Origin of the sequence: Cohnella silvisoli (assembly GCF_021190915.1) — a bacterium.
GTDB classification, from domain to species: domain Bacteria; phylum Bacillota; class Bacilli; order Paenibacillales; family Paenibacillaceae; genus Cohnella; species Cohnella silvisoli.
Genome location: NZ_JAIOAP010000009.1, coordinates 215,675 through 237,904, shown reverse-complemented (window position 1 = coordinate 237,904; position 22,230 = coordinate 215,675). Strand labels below are relative to the sequence as shown.

Here is a 22,230-nt window from a genome sequence, read left to right as displayed (position 1 = left end):
GATGGCCATTAGTCGATGGTTGAGCAAGCATAGCCCAACGCCCTGGCGTATTGTTGCCGTCTCCGTCATGTTGACCATATTGGCTCAGATTGTAATGGTCCAGATCGGTTTAACCTATGTAAACAGTATGAACAGAATGATCGAGGACAACCGCAAGTCGAACGTTTCCACGCAGTTCTATCATAATACTCTCCTTCAACTCGGTGAAATTGACCATTTACTGCAATTGCTGCAGACCCCGTACTTCAGTACTTATTTTCAGGAGTCGCTCCTATATAGGGATGCTCATTTCGCGGCCGTTCATAGGGCAGAACTGTCGGCTAAGTTGAATGCGCTTCATTTATCTCCGGATTTGGTTCATCGTATCTATTTCATCGGGGGTGATGCGGGACAAGCGGCTTGGATTAAGGATATCGGCCAGGATGGATTTGCGGAGCTTCCGAACATTCGGATGGATTTATTGCAGAAAATACATATGAGCGAAAGATTCCTGGAAGACCACAACAGAATCGTGAAATACTCGTCGCAGGATTTGTCTAAGTTTATTGATTCTCGGCACCTCGCGCAAGATAAAACCGTTATCCGGGAACTGCGCCTTTTCACGGAAAATTTGAAGAACCGTATGATTATCAGTAACGGAAATATGAACGGTGTTCTAATCCTCATGCAATTGCAGGACGATTTTTTTAGAACGGGATTACCCTTGCTTCAATCGGAAGCCTTCAGCTTCTCCGTAGAGGATACACAAGGGAATCGGCTCTGGTCGTCTGATGATGCCCCGGTGGGTCAAGCCTCCGCTAAAGAATTAAGTCCGTATCCCTATAAGGTTACATTCGCTCCCGCGACTCCAATTGTCCACTACTCGATTTTCACGTTATGGAATCGATTGATTTGGCTCTTCTGCGCAACAGTAGTCGTCACTTTCGGGATCAGCTTCTTCTATGCAAAGAGAACGTTGGATTCTTTCCTGTTGCTGTCCAGGAAGATGAAAGAGCAATCCAGGGGCGATCGATGGGACTCGAAGTCGATCTCCGAGGAGTGGATACCGAAGAGTATAATCCCCCTGACCCTCCGTCAAAGACTGCTCGTTATATTCTCTCTTGCGGCTATGCTTCCGACATTGACCGGAGGATGGCTTTATTCAGGTTTGTTCAATCAAGTCGTCCAGAAACAGATGGGACTCATGATCGGCGAGATTGGAACGTATACTGGCGTCTCAATCCAAAATCGCATAGATTCTATGAACCACTTAATCAATCAGATTCATGCGAGCGAACCGCTGCAGATTCTCCTAAAACGCACGTATAACTCAGAGATACCAGAACCTATGTCTGACGTCTCGGTTAATGTGAGTATTCCAATGCTCGCCGGGCTCAACGAAGCCGAATACTTCGTTCTGTTCGATGCGGGCGGACAAGCCGTCTATTCTTCCATCTTCTCCGATAACCGCGATTTGTTCAGGCTGGAGCCGGGGGAGATGCGCAATACCGACGAGGCTTATTGGATTAACGGTTACAAAGACGCATTCAATACGATTAAACCGGCTTTAATTAAGCGATTCGCCTATAGATCCGATCGCGGGCTCTCGGTCTATTATTTACTGCTGGTACCGAGAGAGTCTTTGTTTGAAAAATTAAGTCCACTCGGGTTTGCGTTGCAAATAAAAGATTCTTTCGGTACCCAAATCTATCCGTATGATCGTTTTCCCCCTGAATTCGGCGCCGGTGCCATGCAATGGTCTGGACGGGTGCCGGAATCCGACTGGCGGATGGAGGTGTCTTATTCCAATGACCGGATTGTTTACAAGAATAGGGAGTATAAATATGCTTTTCTGCTCATTATCGCAATCGTGTGGCTGTTATCCATTGTATTGGCTCTCACCATTACGGCTTTTTTGCTGAAGCCGCTTAGGGAATTGAAACGAATGATGGCTCTCGCGGGAGAAGGGAAGTTCTATCAGGCGACCATTGACAAGGGGCGCAACGAAATTGCCGAAATCGTTCGAAGCTACAACGGGATGATCCGTCAGTTGGCCGAAGTCGTTCATCAGAATATGAACGTGATGGAGGAAAATGCAAATATCAAAATTCGTGAGACTGAATTGCTATCGACGAAAGCGTTGGCCGAGCTCAAGATGCTTCAAGCCCAGATTAAACCCCATTTTCTATACAATACACTGGAAGCTATCAACATGAGATGCATGAGAACTGGTAACCGCGATATTGGAATGATGGTGACAGCTTTGGCTGACCTGTTTCGCTATAGCATAAGCAATGACACAGAAGTCGTAACGCTGGACAATGAGTTGGATCATGTTCGAAATTATATGGCCATTCAACAGTTCCGTACGGGAAACCTGTATACATTCCAAATAGATGTGCCTAAGGAATTACTTGCTGCGAGCGTCGTGAAATTTATCCTTCAGCCTATCGTGGAGAACTGTTTGAAGCACGGGCTGGAAGGTTTCGACGAGGAAGGATGGATTGGAATCAAAATTCGTTCGGAGGCAGGATGCTTGCGGATCGAAGTGAGTGACAACGGCATTGGAATGGACTCAGTCAGGTTAACGCAGCTTAACAACGAGCTTGAGAAAGGTACAGAGATTCATAGAGATCACAAGAGTGATGAGGGCGGCGGCGGGATCGGCTTGTCAAATGTGAGCCATCGTCTTCGTTTGTATTATAAGGATCAGGCCGTAATGAATGTCGTCAGTGAGCCGATGAGAGGGACCCGAACCCTTATCGAACTCCCTCTTAACTTCGGATAAATACCCTGTCATATCGTATGATCGTCTCGTAGCCGGTCCATGTCGTTCATCTCTATACTACAGTCATGAGCGCATATGATGCTCTCAATTCTTAATTTTATGGAGGGTCTTGCATGAAAAAGAAAGGTTATTTGCTTCTCGGTCTCATAATGGCGGTAGGGTTGACGGCATGCGGCAATAATAAATCTGGCTCAGAAACGAATAGCCCGGTGAAGGAAGGGAACGAGTCTCAGCAGGCTTCTCCGTCCGATAAAGGAGGTAAGGATGCTGATCCCATCGTCGTTCGCTTCAATATCAATAATGATGAAATATCGACAGAGCAAATTAAGCAGTTTGAAGATGATAATCCAGGCATCAAAATACAGCGCGAGGATACGGATGCAACTAAGCTTGCCGCTCAGCTCGCGACCGGGGAAGCTCCGGATATTATTCGGATAAGCGGTGTCAACGATACACCCTCCTACGTCATTCGCGGTATCGCGATGGATCTGACGCCATTCATTCAGAAGAGCTCAATTATCCGCGAGGACGATCTCGGACCGGCCACTAACGTATTCAGGTTTGATGGAAAGGTTCAAGGACAAGGGCCGATCTACGGCATACCGAAAGACTGGTCTCCGGATTATACGGTTTGGTACAACAAGAAGCTGTTTGAAGCTGCTGGAGTGCCAATTCCAGATGCCTCGCAGCCTATGACCTGGAAAGAGCTGTTCGAGCTTTCCAAGAAACTGACGATTACGGAAGGCGACACGATTAAACAATTCGGACTCGGTATTCTTGGTAAATCGGAAGCGGATCTGCCTTGGTTAATGACTTATCTGCTAAGTAAAGGAGTCACACTATCCTCAAGCGATTTCAGTTCGATTGATTACGATAAGCCGGAAGTGAAGGAAGGGCTCGGACTATGGGTAGACGCGGTCAAAGCGAATGTCGGCCCGAATCAGATCAATCAGGATAAGGCCGCGTGGGGTGGGGAGATCTTCCTGACGGATCGCGCCGCGATGATGCTGTCAGGCTACTGGTTCTCCGGACTGCTGCGCAATGACGAGCATACGAAAACCCATCTGGACGATTTCGGTATGCTGCCGGCGCCTATAGCAGAGGGTGGCAAGCGAGTTTCTCCTACCGGCTCGGCTACCGGCGCTATTATCAATAAAGCAACGAAACATCCGGAGGAAACTTGGAAAGTGTATGAGTGGTACTTCGGCGGGAAGCTTGCCGAAGAACGCGCCAAAGGCGGATGGGGTGTTCCTGCGATGAAGCACTTGGTAGAGATGCTTCCGCAAACGACGGAGTTCGATAAACAAGCGTTTAAGGTACTGCAAGGAGAACTGAATTATAGCAACGACGTATTGGAGGTCAACCCTTATCTGCTCAACGGGGACGCGCTTCTTAAGAAACATCTGACACCGGTCTATTTCGGGAAGTCGATGTTGGACGAAGCGATGAAGCAGTTAAACAAGGATGCCTCCACGCTGCTTAAGGAAGGCATGAGTGCAGCACAGAAGTAAGCTGACCCGCTGGAAGGAAAGGGGATCCTTGAGATTCCCTTTCTTCTTACTGATGAAAGGAGTGGATCTTATCCGAACGGAGAGGAGCCGCCGTACGTTAGCTTTTTATTTGATGGTATCGCCATGGGTCGTCGTATTCGCGTTTTTCGGCCTCTATCCGTTATTTTATGGACTGTACCTCAGCTTCACCAATTTTATTGGTTTTAATATCGATCGTTTGCGGCTGGTCGGCTTGCAAAATTACAAAAACGTATTTTCCGATACAGATGCCATTTACTCGCTCGGAAGAACTATCTATATTGCCATTGTGTATGTTCCCATCGGAACAGCGGTTGGATTGCTGCTCGCGTTGCTTCTCAATAGAAGTATTCGAGGGATGGGAATCTATCGGACGATCTTCTATTTGCCTTCGATCGTGCCGCTGGTCTCGGTCGGTTTAATGTTCCGGTTCTTATATGCGGATAAGGACGGAATCATCAATACGATATTGAAATTCTTTCATCTGCCTGCCTTGAATTGGCTTGGTTACGATTACGCGACTTTATCGCTCGTTATTATGCTGGTCTGGGGGGCTGGCGGCGGTATTCTGATCAATCTGGCGGGGTTAAAAGGAATCTCCAGGGATTATTACGAAGCCTCGTCAATAGACGGAGCATCGTCATTCCAGAAGTTCTTTCGCATTACGCTGCCGCTCATGACACCGGTTATTTTCTTTAACTTGATCATGGGATTCATCGGCGCATTGCAAATGTATATTCAACCGATATTGCTTACGGGAACACGCTTGCTGGACCCGCCTATTCGACCTAATTATTTCTATGCCGTGCATGCGTTTCAACAAGTGTTCGCCTTCCAACGGTTTGCTTACGGGATGGCACTGCTATGGATCATGTTTGTCGTCATTTTGCTGCTTACGATATTAATCTTCACGACAAGCCGTTATTGGGTTCATTATGAAACGGATCAGGAGGGATAACGATTGACGAGTTTGCGGTATAACCGTACGAACCGGTTCATCCTTTACTCCGCTTTGCTGCTATGTTCCGTTATGTTCGTGCTTCCCTTGTTTTTAACTTTATCGAATTCTTTAAGTCCGTGGTTTGATACGCCCGACTTTTTGCCTAGAGCATTTGAAATTGAAAATTATAGGTTCGCAGTTACAATGATCGATTTTTGGAAGTTTGCCAAAAATTCGGTTTTCCTATGCTTGATAACGGTCACGACTACGACGTTGTCCAGCGGGCTTGTCGGTTATGCTTTCTCCCGCATCGACGCACCAGGCAAGAAAGTGCTGTTTATGATCGTCCTATCCACCATGATGCTGCCAGGGATCGTTACGCAAATTCCGACTTATATCCTATTTCATAAATACGGGTTGCTTAACACTTTCTATCCTTGGTTGATCTGGGGTCTCGGCGGCTCGTCGTTTTTTATCTTTTTGTATCGGCAATTTTTCTCCGTGATCCCGAAGGAGCTGGAGGAAGCGGCGAGAATTGACGGGTGCTCGATCTTTCGGACTTACTGGAACATTTTCCTGCCGCTATCGCTTCCCGTCGTAGCCACGGTGTCCATCATGACCTTCCAGGGGGCTTGGGGGGATTTTATATCGCCGTTTATGTTTCTGAACGAAGCGAAGTATCCTCTCGCAACCGCACTATCGACGATCGGTTATGTGTACGAGAGAAGCGTTATCATCCAACAAGTGGCAGCCGCTGCTTCGATCCTGTTCATGCTTCCAGTCATCGCAACGTTTTTTCTTGGTCAACGCTTTCTCATAGAAGGTGTCGTAACTTCGGGAATTAAAGGCTAAAGGCGTCAAAGTTCAATCGTAGAGGAGTGAAATGAATGAGAAAATGGACGGGAATTCGAGTGTGGAAGTTGATTGTAACTGGAACGTTTGTTGCGATCATGGCAATAGTCGGATCAATGGCTGCTATGGACAACCGGGCGGCTGCCGCAGGTGATGCATACGTCAACTACGACAGCGTGAACCGGATCTGGACGATCGGGACGGCCGCCGTCGAGAAGAAGTTACAATTAAACGCCAGCGGACAGTATTTGCAGACGAGCTTCAAGAACAAACTCACCGGACAGGAGTACATTCAGGGCGCGGCGCTATCGGATGAATTTTCCGTAAAAATAGAGGGGACAACGTATACTGGATCCAGTACGGGATGGGTTTATGACGCGCATACGTTGTCTACCCTTTCTCAAGGTGAACTGCAATTGGTAGTTACGTTCCATAATTCCGACATCAAAGTAAACCGATATTATATCGTATATCCATCGACTGGGATCGTACAAGAATGGTCCGTCATACAGAATGTATCGGGCTCGGCGAAGCTTTTCTCGAACCCAAGCCTGTTTCGCCAAAAAGCGATGGCAAATGACGTTGCCAATACGGATTTCATGTATATGACCGGGGGCGCGAACTTTACGGGAAGCCACTTGTTGAAGACAGTCGCTTTAACGAGCGGATATGCTCGTACGTTCAATTCTCAGGATCCTCCTGAGGTCATCACAGTGGACGGGAAATATGAGAACGGCGTCATGGACAATATTCAAGGTACGGCGATCTACAACGAGTTTTTCGTACTTCGCAATCGTTCGACCAACAGCGGAATGTATTTATTATTCGACTATACAGGACATTGGGCTGCCGATCTGGGCAACTACGGCGGGAACTTCGCCATGAACGGCAAAGTATTCATGTCCGACTATTCGGTACCCAACAATGCATCGATTACGACACCTAAGAGCTTGACCGGCGTTTTTGCCGGCGATGTGGACGATATGGGCAACTCCATATTGAATTATGTGTATACCTACAAATGGGATTATACGCGTGACGCTTATTTCGCCAAGGTAAAAACAGGGCAGTGGAACGTCAACGTACCGCAGACGGAAAATGCTTTTCAAGCGATCAACAACGGCAGGTATATCGGAATCGATACCGGTTGGATCGACGATAATTGGTATGATCGTAAAGGCGACTGGAACAACATGTTCCATGACGACTTTAAGGGACTCATCGCCTACGCCGCATTAAGCGGAATGTCCTATAATATCTGGAATCCGCCGTGGCAAGCGGATGCCCAGTCGGACGTGCTTACCCAGAATCCTTCCTATCAAGTTGGAAACGATACGCCGACTTACTACGGTTCCCATTTGAATTTGGCAAATGACAATGCAGTCAGTTGGATTCGGAACGATTTGAACGGCAAGCAATCGCAGTGGGGAACTCACGCCCTCCGATATGACGCGCAGCCGTCTTGGCCTTCTAACGGATCGGATAATGATATGTTGGCGCAGTCCAATAACTTCTATCAACTGCTCAAAACCTTCAAGGACGATAACCCGAGCGCGGGAATTTTCGGAGTCTCTTCCGGCGGCGAACTTCTAACGATCGAGTCGGCTCGCTACTCCGATACCCAGCAAAATACGGACGGCAATGTCATGCATTATGACGGATATTATAGCAGTCTCATTACCCCGCTGGACAAATTGTTTACCGGGGGCAACACGGAAAACTATCAGTGGCAAAATCCATATTCCAAAAATAACCGCGGAACTTTGAGCATGGCTACTTTGGTGCAAATGAATGTGGCGGATGCAGTCGTATCAGACGCCGACAAAGAAAGCTGGCGGAAGGATATCGAATTGTATCACTACTTCAAAACCGAAGGCGTCGTCGGACGTTGGGTTAAAGTATACAGGCCTAACGTGAGCACAGGAGACAAAACATACTTCTTACAGAAGATGAGCGGCGACAGTACCAAAGGATATTTAACAACCCGCCATAATGAATCGATGATCGGCAACAATGTGACGGTTTACCCGAAAGGGCTGACTCCGAGCGCTAATTATACGGTGGCGACGCTTGAAGGCGGAAGGGCGACGGCAACGAATACGGGCAGCTACTGGATGACGAACGGGATTACGCTGACCCCCCTGAAACGGGGCGAAGTTATTTTTTTCAACCTGGAGAATCGTCCCGGCAACGGCTCCGACACTACGGCTCCAATTGCTCCGTCTAATGTTACGAAGTCGCAGACCGCATATCTCAAACACGGCGGTACCCAAGTCGTGTGGACTGCGGGGACCGACAACAACTGGATTTCTTATTATGAAATATACAAAAACGGGACTCCTTACACGAAAGTATCTACGGGAACCTTCTTTTTTGATGTAAATGGCAGCGTGGATGATTCGTATCAGGTTAGAACGGTGGATGGTGACGGTAATACTTCCTCGCTTGTTGCTGCCTATAGTACGGATACGAGTATCGCATCGACAACTTACAAGCTGTCTACCGACTTCTCCAACAAACAAAGCGGCAAGGGCTGGAGTTACGTGCAATGGAATGGAAGCAGCTTTTCTAACCTCACTTGGGATGGCGCGGGGACCTGGCAAGGCGCATATCCGTTTAATCTTGTCTTCCATCCTACGCAGCTTCATCCCGATACGAACGATACGGCAGTTGCTTGGACCGCTCCGCAAGCCGGATATATTAAGGTTTCCGGCAATGTTGCCAAGGCCTTCGCGGGCGGGGACGGCGTGAACGTCAAGATCATGAAGAACGGCACGCAAATTTGGCCGGCTTCCGGATGGCAGTCGATATCTTCCGTCGATACCATCGGATGGAACCACGATCTAGCCGTCAAGGTGACAACCGGCGATAAAATCTATTTCGTGGTGAACAAGAACGGCAATAACGCTTTTGACGAAACCTCTTGGGATCCGGTCATCAACTATGTCTCATCGGGCTGGAACGCTTCCTCCGGATTCGGAACGACGCAGGGGCTTAACAATTGGTATTATCTCGAATCGAGCGGCATCACGTATCCGCAACTGACTTGGAATGCAGCCGCCAATGCATGGAAGGGCTCGAATGCATACAACCTGATCTGGTCGCCCGCGCATATTCACCCGGATCTTACGGACACGGTACGGGCATGGAAAGCTCCCAATGCCGGAACGGTCATTCTAAGCGGCAACGTTCGAAAGGGCAATAGCGGCGGGGACGGCATTCAGGTGAAAATGATGAAGAACGGATCGCAAGTGTGGCCAGCTAGCGGTTGGCAGTCGATTAGCGGAACGGATATCACGGGCATTAACCACAATTTGAAAATCAATGTTGCGGCAAATGATATGATCTATTTCGTTGTGAACCAGAACGTAAACAAGGATTTTGATGAAACGATTTGGGATCCAGTCATCGTTTACGACGCCACGGCGTCTGTCGCGACGCCATTGCCTTCATATGCGGCAACTGCGGACTTCTCCTTCACGCAGGGCAATTGGAATTGGTTTTACTTGCAGGCAAGCGGAAGCACCTATTCGAATATGACTTGGAACTCGGTAGATCACCGGTGGAATGGCGCATATACGTACAACATCATCTCTATGCCAGACCAAATGCACCCCGACGTGAACGATACGGTACGGGGATGGGCGGCGCCGAAGACGGGTACGGTTAGGTTGACCGGAACCGTTAAGAAATCGGCCAGCGGCATAGGAGGCGACGGAATCAATGTCAAGATCATGAAGAACGGTACGCAAATCTGGCCAGCCGGCGGATGGCAGCTCATAGGCGGGGCGGATACGACAGGCATTGCGTATGATTTCTCGATGAGCGTCAATCAGGGAGATAACCTTTACTTTGTGGTCAACCGGAATGGGAACAACGGCTTCGATGCGACAGCCTGGAATCCCAAGATCGAATATACTTCTATTCCTTAATGCGAGTACTCTCTCTAATAATAAGCTGCGGTGATATAGGGGATTCCGGGCTCCCGCTGTCCGTATTGCCTTGAAGGATGATTTCGGCAGCGCGTTGTCCGAATTGGAAAGTGTTCTGGTCGACTGTTGTAAGTTTTGGTGTCGTCCATTGGCTTATGGGTTGTCCATCATAACCCATAATGCTGATGTCTTCGGGTACTTTTAATCCATGATCGTTAGCTGCGCGAATGGCCCCGATCGCTTTATAATCGCTTGCCGCAAAAACAGCGGTTGGCGGATGAGCAAGATTCATTAGTTCGGCGAAGCCTTCGTAACCGGAGGCTTCCGTTTCTTCTCCAACGTCTTTCACAATAACCAAATCAGGATCGAATGGTATATTATGGTTGCTTAGCGCGAGACGGTAGCCTTGAAGGCGAAAGGAAAAATCGGAGAAAATCTCCAAATGCGATTTGCCGGACACGATGATCCCTATACGTTTATGACCTAAATCGAGAAGATGTTGGGTTGCCAAATAACCCCCGGCCATATTATCCCCTGTAATACTCGGAATTTCTAAATGCGGAAAATAGAATTGGATAGTGATCATTTTCCGCCGTTCCTGCTTCCACTTCGCAACGGTACTCATGAATTCAGCCTTTTCCTCATCAAATAATCCGAAAAAAATATAACCGGCATCCAGCTCCTCAGGTAATTGAAGACTATTCCCCATATTGTAGATCGAGAATTCGATGTTATGCTTCGCGCAAACTTCGGCAATCCCGGATAACATCGCTAAATAGAAGCCATCATTCAACAATCGGGCTAGAACATTGCGATGAACAAAATATATTTTGGGAACGGTAGGTACGGTAGTTGCGGTATTCAACGGAAGCTGTTTGTTGGCAGACGGTTTAATAAAGCTGCCTTTTTTACGGATGCGGATAATAAGGTTTTCCTCCACTAATAGAGCAAGCGCCTTCCGCATGGTCATTTCACTAGTTTTGTAAATTCTAGCGAGCTCTTTCTGGGATGGGATGGCATCGTTCGGTTTAAGTTCACCGGAAGTTATGCGGCTTTTAAAGTCGTCCACAATTTGCTGATAAATGGGTTTATTGGACTTGAGCATATGAAGGGTTCGCTCCTATTTAAAGATACATATCTATTTTATTAAAGATATTTACAACATCTTAAAAATACTTAATATGTACATTATAGATGCTTGTGGTCTAAAAACAAAGATGGATGGAGGAAATTCAATGAAAACATTTCACTTAATAAGCAATGCGCATCTAGATCCGGTATGGCTTTGGGAATGGGAGGAGGGTGCCGCGGAGGCGATTTCTACGTTTCGCGTCGCCGCGGATTTATGCGAAGAGTTTGAGGGCTTTATTTTTAACCATAACGAGGTAACGCTGTACAAATGGGTTGAAGAATATGAGCCTGCATTGTTTGCGCGCATACAAGGCTTGGTGAAGCAAGGCAAATGGCACATTATGGGCGGATGGTATTTGCAGCCGGATTGCAACATGCCAAGCGGAGAATCGTTTGTGCGGCAAATGCTGCTGGGGCGAAATTATTTTCAGGAGAAATTCGGGGTAAAACCTACAACGGCGATAAACTTTGATCCCTTTGGCCACACGCGCGGACTCGTGCAAATTATGAATAAAGCGGGCTTTGATTCTTACATTTTCTGTCGTCCCGAGCCTGAGAGATGCTTGCTTCCCGATAATGATTTCATTTGGGTAGGGTATGACGGATCGGAAGTCACGGGGCATCGCGCGAAGGAATTTTACAATTCCCCGCGTGGGAAGGCCGACGAAAAAGTGGACAATTGGCTTAAAAAGTCTGCGGAGCAGCTCGTTGGTTCCGTGCTTTGGGGAGTGGGCAATCATGGCGGCGGTCCGTCTAGAGAAGATTTAACGAAATTAGGTAAACTCATTGCAGAAACAAAGGATACGCAGATTATTCACTCTACCCCGGAAGCTTTTTTCAAGGAGTTGCGTGAATTGGGCGGAGACTTGCCTCGTCATGATAAGGATATCAACTCTTGGGCACCAGGCTGCTACACCTCGCAAATTCGGATTAAGCAAAAGCACAGACTTCTCGAAAACGAAATTTACATGCTGGAAAAAATGATTTCACATACCGCTATGCAAGGATTGACGACCTATCCGTATGAGTTGATCCATGAGGCGATATGCGATCTGATGGTTACGGAGTTCCATGATGTGCTTCCGGGATCATCGATTCAGCCTGTTGAAGAAGCATCGCTTCGTTTAGCCGATCATGGACTTGAGATTGTTTCCAGGCTGAAGGCGCGTGCGTTCTTCGCACTGGCAAGCGGTCAGAAAAAGGCTGAAGAGGGCGAGATCCCGATTCTTATCTATAACCCGCATCCCTACAAAGTAAAAGGGACTTTTGAATGCGAGTTCCAGCTTCCCGATCAGAATTGGAAGGATGAATTTTCGCTGCCATTGGTTTATAAGGACGGGGTGCAAATTGCCTCGCAAGCCGAAAAAGAGTTAAGCAATCTGAATTTGGATTGGCGTAAGCGAACGGTATTCTTCGCAGAGCTTGAGCCGGGGCAGATGAATCGTTTTGACGTTCGGTTAGAGGTGCTTCCGAAGAAACCGACTCCAGTGCTGCAGCCGCAGGATGGTAAAATCACCTTCAAAACGGAACAATTGGAGGTCATTATCAATTGCGAAACCGGTTTGATGGACCGCTACAAAGTTAATGGTGTCGATTTTGTCCAGCCGAATGCATTTGTTCCGATCGTTATTGAGGATAATGACGATCCTTGGGAGACGCAAGGGGCAAGCTTCCGCAATGTCGAAGGTGCGTTTAAGCTTATGTCAGCCGAAGAAGGAACTCGTTTCTCGGGAATTCGCGGCAGCCGATTGGAATCCGTGCGTGTCATCGAGGACGGGGCAGTTCGTACGGTAGTGGAAGCCTTGTTTGCATATGGCGACTCTTTTATTATCCAAACCTACAAGCTGCCGAAAAAAGGCACGGAAATCGAAGTGCAAATTCGCGTCCATTGGAATGAAAAGAGCAAAATGCTGAAGCTGTCGATTCCCACTGCATTCCCGGAAGGGAAATATTGGGGGCAAGTGGCTTATGGTCGAGACGAGCTTCCAAGCAATGGGGATGAAGCCGTTTCGCAAAAATGGATCGCCGTTCTGGATGAATCGAAGGATTTGGCGTTAACCTGCATTAATGACGGGGTTTATGGATCGGATTATGCGGACGGCGAGGTGCGAATTTCGTTATTGCGCTCAGCGGGCTATTCAGGTCATCCGATCGAAGACCGCCCTATCATGGCGCAGGATCGGTATTCAAGCCGCATAGATCAAGGCGAAAGGTTATATCGTTTCTGGTTCAATGCAGGCAAATCTTCGGAGCGCTTGGATGTCATTGATCGCGAAGCATTGGCGTTGAATGAGAAGCCATTCGTCTTATCTTTCTTTCCATCGGGTGCGGGTGCGGTTCCGGCGAACGCTGTAACGTTAAGCGATTCATCGGTTCTACTTACTGCCTTTAAGCGCGCTGAAAATTCGAATGATTATATCATTCGTTTGTTCGAGCCAACCGGCAAAGCTGCCGTGACTACATTATCCGTTCCAGCACTAGGGGTTACACAAGAGATCAAGCTTGGTAAATTTGAAATCAAGACGTTGAAATTAGATACTGCTTCTAATGTGATAGTCGATGCGAATTTAATGGAAGATTAATCGGATATATTTACGAGCAGCCTACTAGCGCAAAAAAAGGAGGCTTACGGCAACGGGCCGCAAGCCTCAACAAGTATATTAAAAGGGGGGTCATGTATGTATTGTAACCCCTTAATGTAAAGAGAACATGAAGGTAATATTACGGTTTAGTTACAAAGTCGGAGCGGAACGCGGTGGGTTGCATCTTTTGGTGAGAAAAAATAAAGTCCTTTAATTGAAAATAAAGTACTTTAACGACTAGAGGGACCTCGCTTTTTTAGTGGGGTTCTTCCTTTTTAGTTTCCTGAGCTTCGTTGATCACTACTGTCAATTGAGTTGTTCTTGATCAATCGGTACTAAACAGCTTCAAGTGTCGTAGATATAAAATCGGTACTAGGGGGGGGGGATCCCCCGTCTAACCTACTTAACGGTTGTTTATCGGCTGATAGCGTGTTCTGTATTTGCTGGGAGATTCTCCGACGATCTTCTTGAACAAGTTGCTGAAATAATTCGAATTGTCGTATCCAACGTGCTGGGAGATGTCGACGACGGATTGATCTGTCGCCTTCAACAGCTCCTTAGCTTCTTCAATCCGTTTGTTGATGATGTAATTTACGGGCGAAAAACCGGTTTCTTGTTTGAACAGGTGAGACAAATAATAGGGACTGATGTAAAGTCGATTAGCGATTTCACTCAGGGCCATGTTCTGCGTGTAGTTGGAGTCAAGAAAATTCTTGATGCGGCCGGCCAGCGATTCCGTGTGTTGTATATCGGGCTGTGTGATCTTGATAATGCGGAAGATTAGCACAATTAGGGAAGCGAGCAAATATCGCGTCATTGTATCATACCCGATAACTTGGTTGCGTAATTCCTCGAAGATCTGTGTGATAAGCGACTCAATTTGATCGGCGTATTGATAGGTTCTCACGTGTGGCGAAGCTTCCGGTGGAAGCAACGCTCCGTCAGGTGCTCCCACGATGAATAACTGGCCAACGCCGCAAAAATAAGTAACCAACGGATTGTCGGGGTCCGATTTCTCCTCGTGTGAAACGCCGGCATTATAAATAAGAATATCTCCTTTGGAGGCATGGACAACACGATCTCCGATTCGGAAGCGGCCTTTTCCTTCGCTAACGTAAATTATTTCACTCAAGTTATCATGCTTATGCGCAGGAAACGACCAATTCGGATCCCGATCGATCTGGCCGGTATAGAGCAGCTCAGGCAATCGGCTGGATCTGAATACGGACCTGTCGTTATGGCCATAGAGTTCAAGTGCCACAGGAGCGCCTCCTTTCGTGAGAGAACTGTCTTCATTATAAGTGTAGCGCTTTCATGTTAGCAAGAATGTTTAGACGCTTACAGCAAGATATGAAATGCAGGTTTGCATTCTTGAATTTATGATAAAGACAGATGGAACGGAAGGATGATCAAGGCATGAGGACTGGGTATCGGATGGCCGAAGACGGAACGTCCATTGAGATTGAGCAGGGAACACGAACCTTTAATAGAGGTATAAGGCGTGGAAATACGATTCTCGTAACCGGAGATAAGCCTCGTTTCGCGCTTTTGCGCACGAATAGAAGCGATACGATGAGTCCCGATTTTCACAAATGGGGGGAAGGTCGACTCCTCATTCACGGTAAGGATGGCCGTTCGGCAAGATTGGACGAATTCGCATCCATTCGAACAGTGTTTTTTCCTCATGGAACACTCTATGAGCTATCGGACCCCGCATGGGGAGACTGCAAATGGACCTTGCTCGTTGCCCAGGCAGGGGATTGGGGGAGTGTAGCAAAGCTTGGCCGACTATCGTCTTCCTATCTGGAATTAGCGGGAATTGACCGCATTGAGTTTGAATTCGGAGGGCTTGGCGTTCACGGCAGAACTCATTCTGCTCCCTATTTTCCCGAGGACAATGAGGATGCTTCCGACGATACGGTTGTACTGAAAGGCGGACGAGTCGTGTTCGCGGATAAACAAGTCGAGGGACAGTCCGCTGCGGTCGCATCGATCGGAGGAAACGCCGCTGTAGAGCAAGGTAAAGCCGTATTCCATTTCGCCGTAGCGGATATTGGTGAAGAAGGGGTGTTCCTGGTTGTCGGAGCTGAAAATTCGGTGCCGGTCGTCGTCGATAATGGTTACGGAGAAAGGCTTATATCGGAAGGGGAATCGTATTACGCCGAGGTATTGAGTGCGTGTACAATTCGGACGCCTTCTTCCGTCATAGACAGTGGGTTCCGGACAGCTCTCCTGAATCTGGACTACAGTTACTCCGATCCGGCGTGGCTGGAAGGTGTACATTGGTGGGCCTCCTATTGGGCGAACAATTATCAGATTTCTGCCGCAATCGGCATCGGACAATTGGATAGGGTCAAGCGAGCGCTTACGTTTTTCGGGCTCGGCGAACGAGGACCGAGTCCTCTCATCATGGCTTCGGGGAAACCGCTGGAACGATGCGAACATGATGATGAAGACGGACTGCCGTATTTTATATGGCAATTTCTCCAATATGTCGATGCAACAGGAGACCTTGCTTTTGCGGAGTCCGTATGGGAGCCGCTAATGCGTGCTTTAGACAAACTCTGGGAGGCAAGGGATTTCGATGGCAACGGATTAATCGGATGGCACATTTTTTGCAACAGTTTTATGTATCAGGCCGACCATCTCGGCATGCCGGGTGAAGGCGCCTCGCCAAGTCTAATGTTTGTCGGGCTGACTGAGCGCCTGGCCAGATTGGGTGAGCGAATCGGTCGTATCCCTGACGCTCAGCGATGGAGGCACATATCCGTAAAAATGCGGGAAGGGCTCGAAGAGAGGTTGTGGAACAAGCGAGAAGGTGTTTTTTACAACCATATCGATCTGCAAGGGGTCAAGCATATGGCTCACTACTACACCGACCTCGTATTCCCGACGCTTTATAGCGGGTTGCCGGAATGGTATGGATGGAGCTCCCTTGAATACTGCAACCGCAATCTGTGGATTTGTGACGAGCTAAACAATCCATCGCTCATGCGAGTGGGCAATCTGATGCCGCCGCTGTTCGGCAACAATAACGTTATGCCTGCCCAGCTGTCGGAAGCCGCCAGGGCGTATGCCCGAATCGGTGACCGTCGGCGTACTTACCGCCTTTTGGAAGCTACCGCCCTGGCGGGAACGGTATTCACCGATGCCCCTGGGAATTTTCCGGAAAGGATGGGGGATGATGGATCGGGCATTTATAACTATATTTTCGGTAATCCAATCGGTTCGTATATCTATGCGGTTATCAGCGGTTTGTTCGGTGTAACGATAGACGAGGAAGGAGAAGCGTTGGTCTGGACACCCTGTTATCCGGTGGAATGGCCAGAGGCGGAACTGAAGACAAATTATGCCGATATAGCGTACAGCGCGACAACTAATGAAGACGGCACAGTGACGCGGACATACCGCGTGACGCACGTTGGCGGCGCACGGTCGCTTCGGCTCATTGATCACGTCCCGGGTACCGTGTCCAGGGTAACTTCAGACGATTCGGATTTGCGATACTTCCTCTGCCCGAGTCTCGAAAGTGTCAGGCTGGAAACTGAGTTGTCGGCAGGAAAGTCCCATGAGATCAGAGTTGTTTACCGTCCCGAGTCCTTCCTCATGGATGGAACAACGTCCGTCTCAACTGGAGGAGCGGTTAGTTGGATCATTCCGGAAGGACAGTCCGTGACTGATACGCTGGATCCCCAAGAAGCCGTGGAGGAGCTCCGGGCAAAGGATAACGTTCTGGCCGGACTCACATCGGAGTACACCGGAGACAAAACCTTATTCGTGCTGCTGGAACCTGCCGGCCAGTACGTGCCACTCCGGTTCCAAGTTCAAGAGCCGCTTGAGGTTGCAGGGTTGTCAGCCATCCAACAAACTAACGGCAAGGTCAAGCTCCGCTTTGAATGGCGTGTGGCCAAAGGCGCTTCCTGGCCATCCGATGCGGAGTGGCTGGTTCGTTGGCAGGGTGAAAGCCGCCCGGTTTGTTTTGATTCCTCACCCGGTTTGCATCAGGCAGAGGTTTCATTCTCAAACAGGGAGTTTTTTCCGGAAGGTTTATACGCAGCGGATGTTGAACTTTGGGCCTCAGGTCAATTGTTATGGTCGGCCTCCCAAGAAGCGATTTTGAAGGGAGTGGACGCGGAGACGTCACGCCGGATGGCCGAACTGCGGGATCGACAGACCGTTTACTTGGACCTGACTCCGATGCGCAACGCGCCTCATCTTTGGGCAATGTCACTTTGGAGAGTGTGGAAAGAGTATCCCGTACCGCTTTCTTCGCTCGCAGGAGAACCGGGGATTGTCCGGACCGAAGCGGGAAGTTTTCAGGTATTGGAAAGCGGCGAGAATCTCGCGATTATCGAGAACGGACGTTCCGAACGTTATAGCAGGCAAACAATGCCGTCTCCGCATCCATCAAGCCTTGAGATTGCTGTAGGTCGTCGCGTCCGTATGGTATCACTGTTCTACGCCAACGAGGCTGAAGCGAGGCATACCGCGACAACGGTCGGCTCGATAACGCTGCAATACGACGACGGCTGCCAGACAATCATTCCGCTGGCGATTGGCAAGCAATTGGACATGCTTTACGACAAGACAGCAGAAAGCGCGCTTCCGATCGCTTACGGGGAGTGGGATTATTTGAACGTGTGGCGTCTTTCGGCTAGGAGTGATTCGGCACTATCCCGCTTTACGATCCAGTTGGATGTACCCGACGTGCAACTCGGTCTTCTGGGAGCGAGTGTGGTTGCAATTGGGGAGGAAACACAATGACCGTTCATCAGGCAGGAGGCCGAATAAGCTGGCTGAAAAAGTGGATCGCCCTTGCGGAACAAACAGCAGTCTGGCAGCTTGACGCGCCGAAGGAAGATGTCTTCATGCTAGGCAATGGCCGCGTATCGGCCGTGTTAGGCTGGGGTAATCCGATTAATGAACTCGGATGGGTACTGGGTCCATATTACGAAAGCGGACATAATCGCGGAGAGCACACCACGTCTTATTTCGGAACGTTAGGCATGGCCGTGAAGGCGGACGGAAAGAAGACCGTGTGGGAAACGCAGTGGGCCGGCCGCGTAAGGGGAACCGCCGTTTTTCTCACCGAGGTTAAATCGGCTTCAGGATTGATCTGGAGGACCGTGGATTTCGCTGAATGGCATCGCAATACGCTCGTTCGCATTCACTTGTTCTCTAACGAGGGCGAACGGCCGATTGGCGCTCTGGATGTGTCGGCCAACTGGCGAAGACCCGACGAAATCCATCGTCCATGGGATCCTGCGAAGGAACAATGGACAGGACCTGAAAACCGGTATATCGCGGAACAACTGCGGATCTTCGATCATCAGGGAGTTGAGCGAACGATGACGTGGGTGCTGCACGGCGAACATGGCGTAATCGAGAAAGAATGCCTAGGCGTAAGCCTGCACGGATTGCTAGCGGGCGACGAAAGGATGTTCGTCCAAACGATTTCCGCTGGCTCCGACACCGGGATACGTCTTGCGGAGCAGCTGGCTTCGGCGGCTGATCCTTTGCAGTCGCTTGAAGAGGTTCTGCTCGGATGGAAGAAATGGGGCAGCGAGGGGGCGGCGATGAGCACTTCGGAACCTTGGCTCGACGATCTTCTGGATTCGACGAAAGTATGGTGCAAAGTACAGCAGTCAGCGCATGGCGTTATCTCCCCCATGATTTTTTACTCCGACGCCTACATTCGGGATTGTTGCGGTCCCGTTCGCTTGTTTCTTCGGCTCGGAATGAAAGAAGAGGTAACGCGGATATTCGACTTTTACCGGAATGCGGCTTTGTTTCATCAACGTTTCAAAGAGACCTATTATTCCGGCCTTAATAATATCCGCCAGGACGTGGACCGGTTCGAAGGAGACGAGGACGTTCGTTGGGAACAAATCGACCCGGGCAAAGCGGAAATTCCGAGCTGGCTCGTACTGTGGCATTACTGGTATTGGCTGCAGACCGGGGATTCCCGGTACGCGATAAGAGACTGGGCGCTGCTCCTTCGCTGCCTAGAAAGCCAGACGGTGGACATCAACGGATGGATTCGGTTTCATGGGGATGAAACCTATGCCTATCTGAGTTCCTTGAGCGAGGAGTACAAAGGGTTTTTCCATCAGGAGCGAAGCGGCTCTCTCGAGGCGACCGTCTTATACGTGTATGCAGTGGAAGCGATGGAAGAACTAGCGAGAAGCACGAACAGTGAGACCGATATCGGGAACTACTCCGCGCTGAAAGATCAAGTATTGGAAAATCTCGATAAGAACTTTCTTGGAGACGACGGCTACCAGATGGCCAGTGCGGAGCATCGCCCCTTGCAGGGGGCTCACAGTCTTGTCCTTACCACCTCCCATTGGATAGAAGCCTTCTCCGCCAATCACAGTTTGCTGTCGAAAGGGTCCCGCTCCTTCGATATGTGGAAGAGCGCTTTCGTTCAGGCGGAAACGACCGATTGGCACTTTACAGCTCCCTATGCGGAAGGAATAAATGGCCATTTGCCTGGGTATATGCTGGCGGCCGCGAAACAGAACGATTGCCGAGAGCTCGAACCGCTGTTGGCGAGACTCAAGAATATGGCGACAAAAGCGGGAGCTTACGCCGAGGTGTACAAATCTGCGGAGCAATCGACGGCTAGGGGTTACCACGGCTTGGCTTGGGGAAGGCTGCGCCCTTGGGAAAGCGGCGTGAACGCCGACGCGATGATATACGCATTATTCGGAATCAGAAATTGGTACGTAGACGGGTTGGCGGAGTTGGAAGTAGCCCCCTATCTGCCGAGTGGCTGGAATCATGCGAAAATAACAGGCTTCCGCACGGGCGAGCGAATTCTCTCTCTTGAAATCGTTCGTACGGCGGATCAGGTCATTGCACGGCTGACCAACGAAGGCGAGAAAGAGTTGTCGCTTCGAATCTATCTTAAGAGAACGAACAACAGCCGTTTAGTCGCTCCCGGGGAATGCACCGAGTGGTGCTGCGGAGACTAAGGACCGGCTTGTATACTGAAAGGAGGCGATGCCGCGACTAGTGCAGAACACGAATCACAAGCAGCTTCGCAGGAGCAAGGTCGAACGAAAATTTGCGGTTACTACACGAAAGGGGTCACACATCCATGAAACGTTGGTTAGCACTAAGCTCGGCAGTCCTCTTGATGATGGCCATTTTAGCAGCTTGCGGCGGCAACAACGGCAACTCGGCATCCGAATCTGCATCTCCCTCGGCTAGCGGGGCGGCAAGCGAGCCAAGCGCATCGGCTCAAGACTCGAGCTCGGGCGTATCCGACGAAGCGTTTACGCTCAGCATCGGGTACTGGATTGACGACGTCAACGGTTACTTCAACGCCGTTACCTCCAAGTTCAAAGAGAAATACCCGAACGCGGAAATCAAACTCAACAAACAGCCGGGCGATAAATACGGCGAGCTTCTGGCGACGAAGCTGGCTGCAGGGCAAGGTGACGACATTATCTTTAATCAAGCTGTCAAGGAATTCGCCAAAGCCGGCTATCTAGTCGATCTTTCCGAACAGCCATGGGTTTCCCGCATGAATGCCACGGCGAAGAACGCTGTCACTTACCAAGGCAAGCAGTACGGCGCGGTTTATGAGACGAATACGTTCGGCGTTTATTACAACAAGAAAATTTTCTCGGAACAAGGGCTGACGCCGCCAAAAACATGGGATGAGTTCATCCAGCTCGGCGAAAAGCTGCTGGCAGCCGGCATAACGCCGGTCGTGGGAGGTTTCAAGGATGCGTGGACGATTGGCGGGCCGTGGATTTCCATCGGGGAAACGTCGTTCTTCGCAAAAAACCCGAATTTTGAAATCGACATTTATCATGGCAAGTCTAAGATAAATGGACCGGAGATTCAAGATGCTCTCGAGAGATTCAAAGAAATGACAGACAAGGGCTTCTGGAACAAAAATGCACTCAGCATCGGGTACGATCAATCGGTGCAGGAGTTCATCGACGGTAAAGCGGCCATGCACATCATGGGAAGTTGGACGCCGGGCGTTGTCGACAGCAAAACGAAAGAGATGGAACTTGGCTTCTTCCCGATACCGGGACGCAACGGAGAAATCGTCATGTCCGCAGGCGTCGACAAGCAAATCGGTATCAATACCAACTCGGCCAATGTGGAGAAATCGAAGGAATTGCTTAGTCTGATGCTGTCCAAGGAAATGCTTGAACTCTATAGCAAGAACGTGGCTTTGACCGCATTTACCGACGTCAATCCCGAGTACTCGCTATCCGGCATGACCGAGACGCAAGCGGCGTTATCTTCCGCAGATCAATTGAACATCAACGTTGGAGATCGCTTGACCAATTCTGCTCGCGATTCGCTTAACAAAGCCTTGTCGCTTATTCTGGCTGGAATAGACTACAAACCGGCTCTTGAAGAAGCGGAACGCAATTACGAGAAAGACAAAGGGACGCTGAATCCAGACGATTATCCGGCTTCGAACTAACGATCTACGGCGGCGTCACGAGGTTCGCAACACGGACGCCGC

The 22,230-nt window shown here is 49.3% G+C and carries 11 protein-coding genes; 9 read left to right on the top strand and 2 right to left on the bottom strand.

Annotated elements, in window-relative coordinates:
- The first annotated feature begins 1 nt into the window (after position 1).
- From K7P76_RS18170 to K7P76_RS18150, 5 genes are all read left to right on the top strand, one after another.
- On the top strand, positions 2–2,767 hold the full coding sequence (locus tag K7P76_RS18170; RefSeq protein WP_232186736.1) for a sensor histidine kinase: 2,766 nt from the start codon (positions 2–4) through the stop codon (positions 2,765–2,767).
- Between the two features lie 113 nt (positions 2,768–2,880).
- On the top strand, positions 2,881–4,278 hold the full coding sequence (locus K7P76_RS18165) for an ABC transporter substrate-binding protein (protein ID WP_232186735.1): 1,398 nt from the start codon (positions 2,881–2,883) through the stop codon (positions 4,276–4,278).
- Positions 4,262–5,254: a carbohydrate ABC transporter permease gene (locus K7P76_RS18160; RefSeq protein WP_232186734.1), complete on the top strand. Its 993-nt coding sequence runs from the start codon at positions 4,262–4,264 to the stop codon at positions 5,252–5,254. Before K7P76_RS18165 ends, K7P76_RS18160 begins: the two co-directional genes overlap by 17 nt.
- A 3-nt stretch (positions 5,255–5,257) precedes the next feature.
- The gene (locus K7P76_RS18155; RefSeq protein WP_232186733.1) at positions 5,258–6,088 is read left to right on the top strand and encodes a carbohydrate ABC transporter permease; all 831 of its coding nucleotides are present in this window, start codon (positions 5,258–5,260) and stop codon (positions 6,086–6,088) included.
- Between the two features lie 35 nt (positions 6,089–6,123).
- Positions 6,124–10,020, top strand: coding sequence for an alpha-amylase family protein (locus tag K7P76_RS18150; RefSeq protein WP_232186732.1), 3,897 nt, complete (start codon positions 6,124–6,126; stop codon positions 10,018–10,020).
- Here K7P76_RS18150 and K7P76_RS18145 read toward each other — a convergent pair.
- Positions 10,010–11,125, bottom strand: a complete 1,116-nt coding sequence (locus K7P76_RS18145; RefSeq protein WP_232186731.1) for a GntR family transcriptional regulator — start codon at positions 11,123–11,125, stop codon at positions 10,010–10,012. The two genes, K7P76_RS18150 and K7P76_RS18145, sit on opposite strands and share 11 nt — an antisense overlap.
- 130 nt (positions 11,126–11,255) lie before the next feature.
- Between K7P76_RS18145 and K7P76_RS18140 the strand changes: the two genes are divergently transcribed.
- Complete coding sequence (locus K7P76_RS18140) at positions 11,256–13,733, top strand: glycoside hydrolase family 38 N-terminal domain-containing protein (protein WP_232186730.1); 2,478 nt, start codon at positions 11,256–11,258, stop codon at positions 13,731–13,733.
- 403 nt (positions 13,734–14,136) lie between these two features.
- Here the strand turns inward: K7P76_RS18140 and K7P76_RS18135 are convergent, their stop codons facing one another.
- Entirely contained in the window at positions 14,137–14,994 is an 858-nt protein-coding gene (locus K7P76_RS18135) for a helix-turn-helix domain-containing protein (RefSeq protein WP_232186729.1), read from the bottom strand.
- A 155-nt stretch (positions 14,995–15,149) separates the two neighbouring features.
- On the opposite strand from K7P76_RS18135, the gene K7P76_RS18130 reads away from it, so the two are divergent.
- The 3 genes from K7P76_RS18130 to K7P76_RS18120 all read left to right on the top strand — a co-directional run bounded on the left by K7P76_RS18130 (position 15,150) and on the right by K7P76_RS18120 (position 22,188).
- Positions 15,150–18,497: a glucosidase family protein gene (locus K7P76_RS18130; protein WP_232186728.1), complete on the top strand. Its 3,348-nt coding sequence runs from the start codon at positions 15,150–15,152 to the stop codon at positions 18,495–18,497.
- A complete protein-coding gene (locus K7P76_RS18125) occupies positions 18,494–20,710 on the top strand; it encodes a hypothetical protein (RefSeq protein WP_232186727.1) in 2,217 nt (738 codons plus the stop codon). Before K7P76_RS18130 ends, K7P76_RS18125 begins: the two co-directional genes overlap by 4 nt.
- Positions 20,711–20,835: 125 nt before the next feature.
- On the top strand, positions 20,836–22,188 hold the full coding sequence (locus K7P76_RS18120; RefSeq protein WP_232186726.1) for an ABC transporter substrate-binding protein: 1,353 nt from the start codon (positions 20,836–20,838) through the stop codon (positions 22,186–22,188).
- The last annotated feature ends 42 nt before the right edge of the window (positions 22,189–22,230 follow it).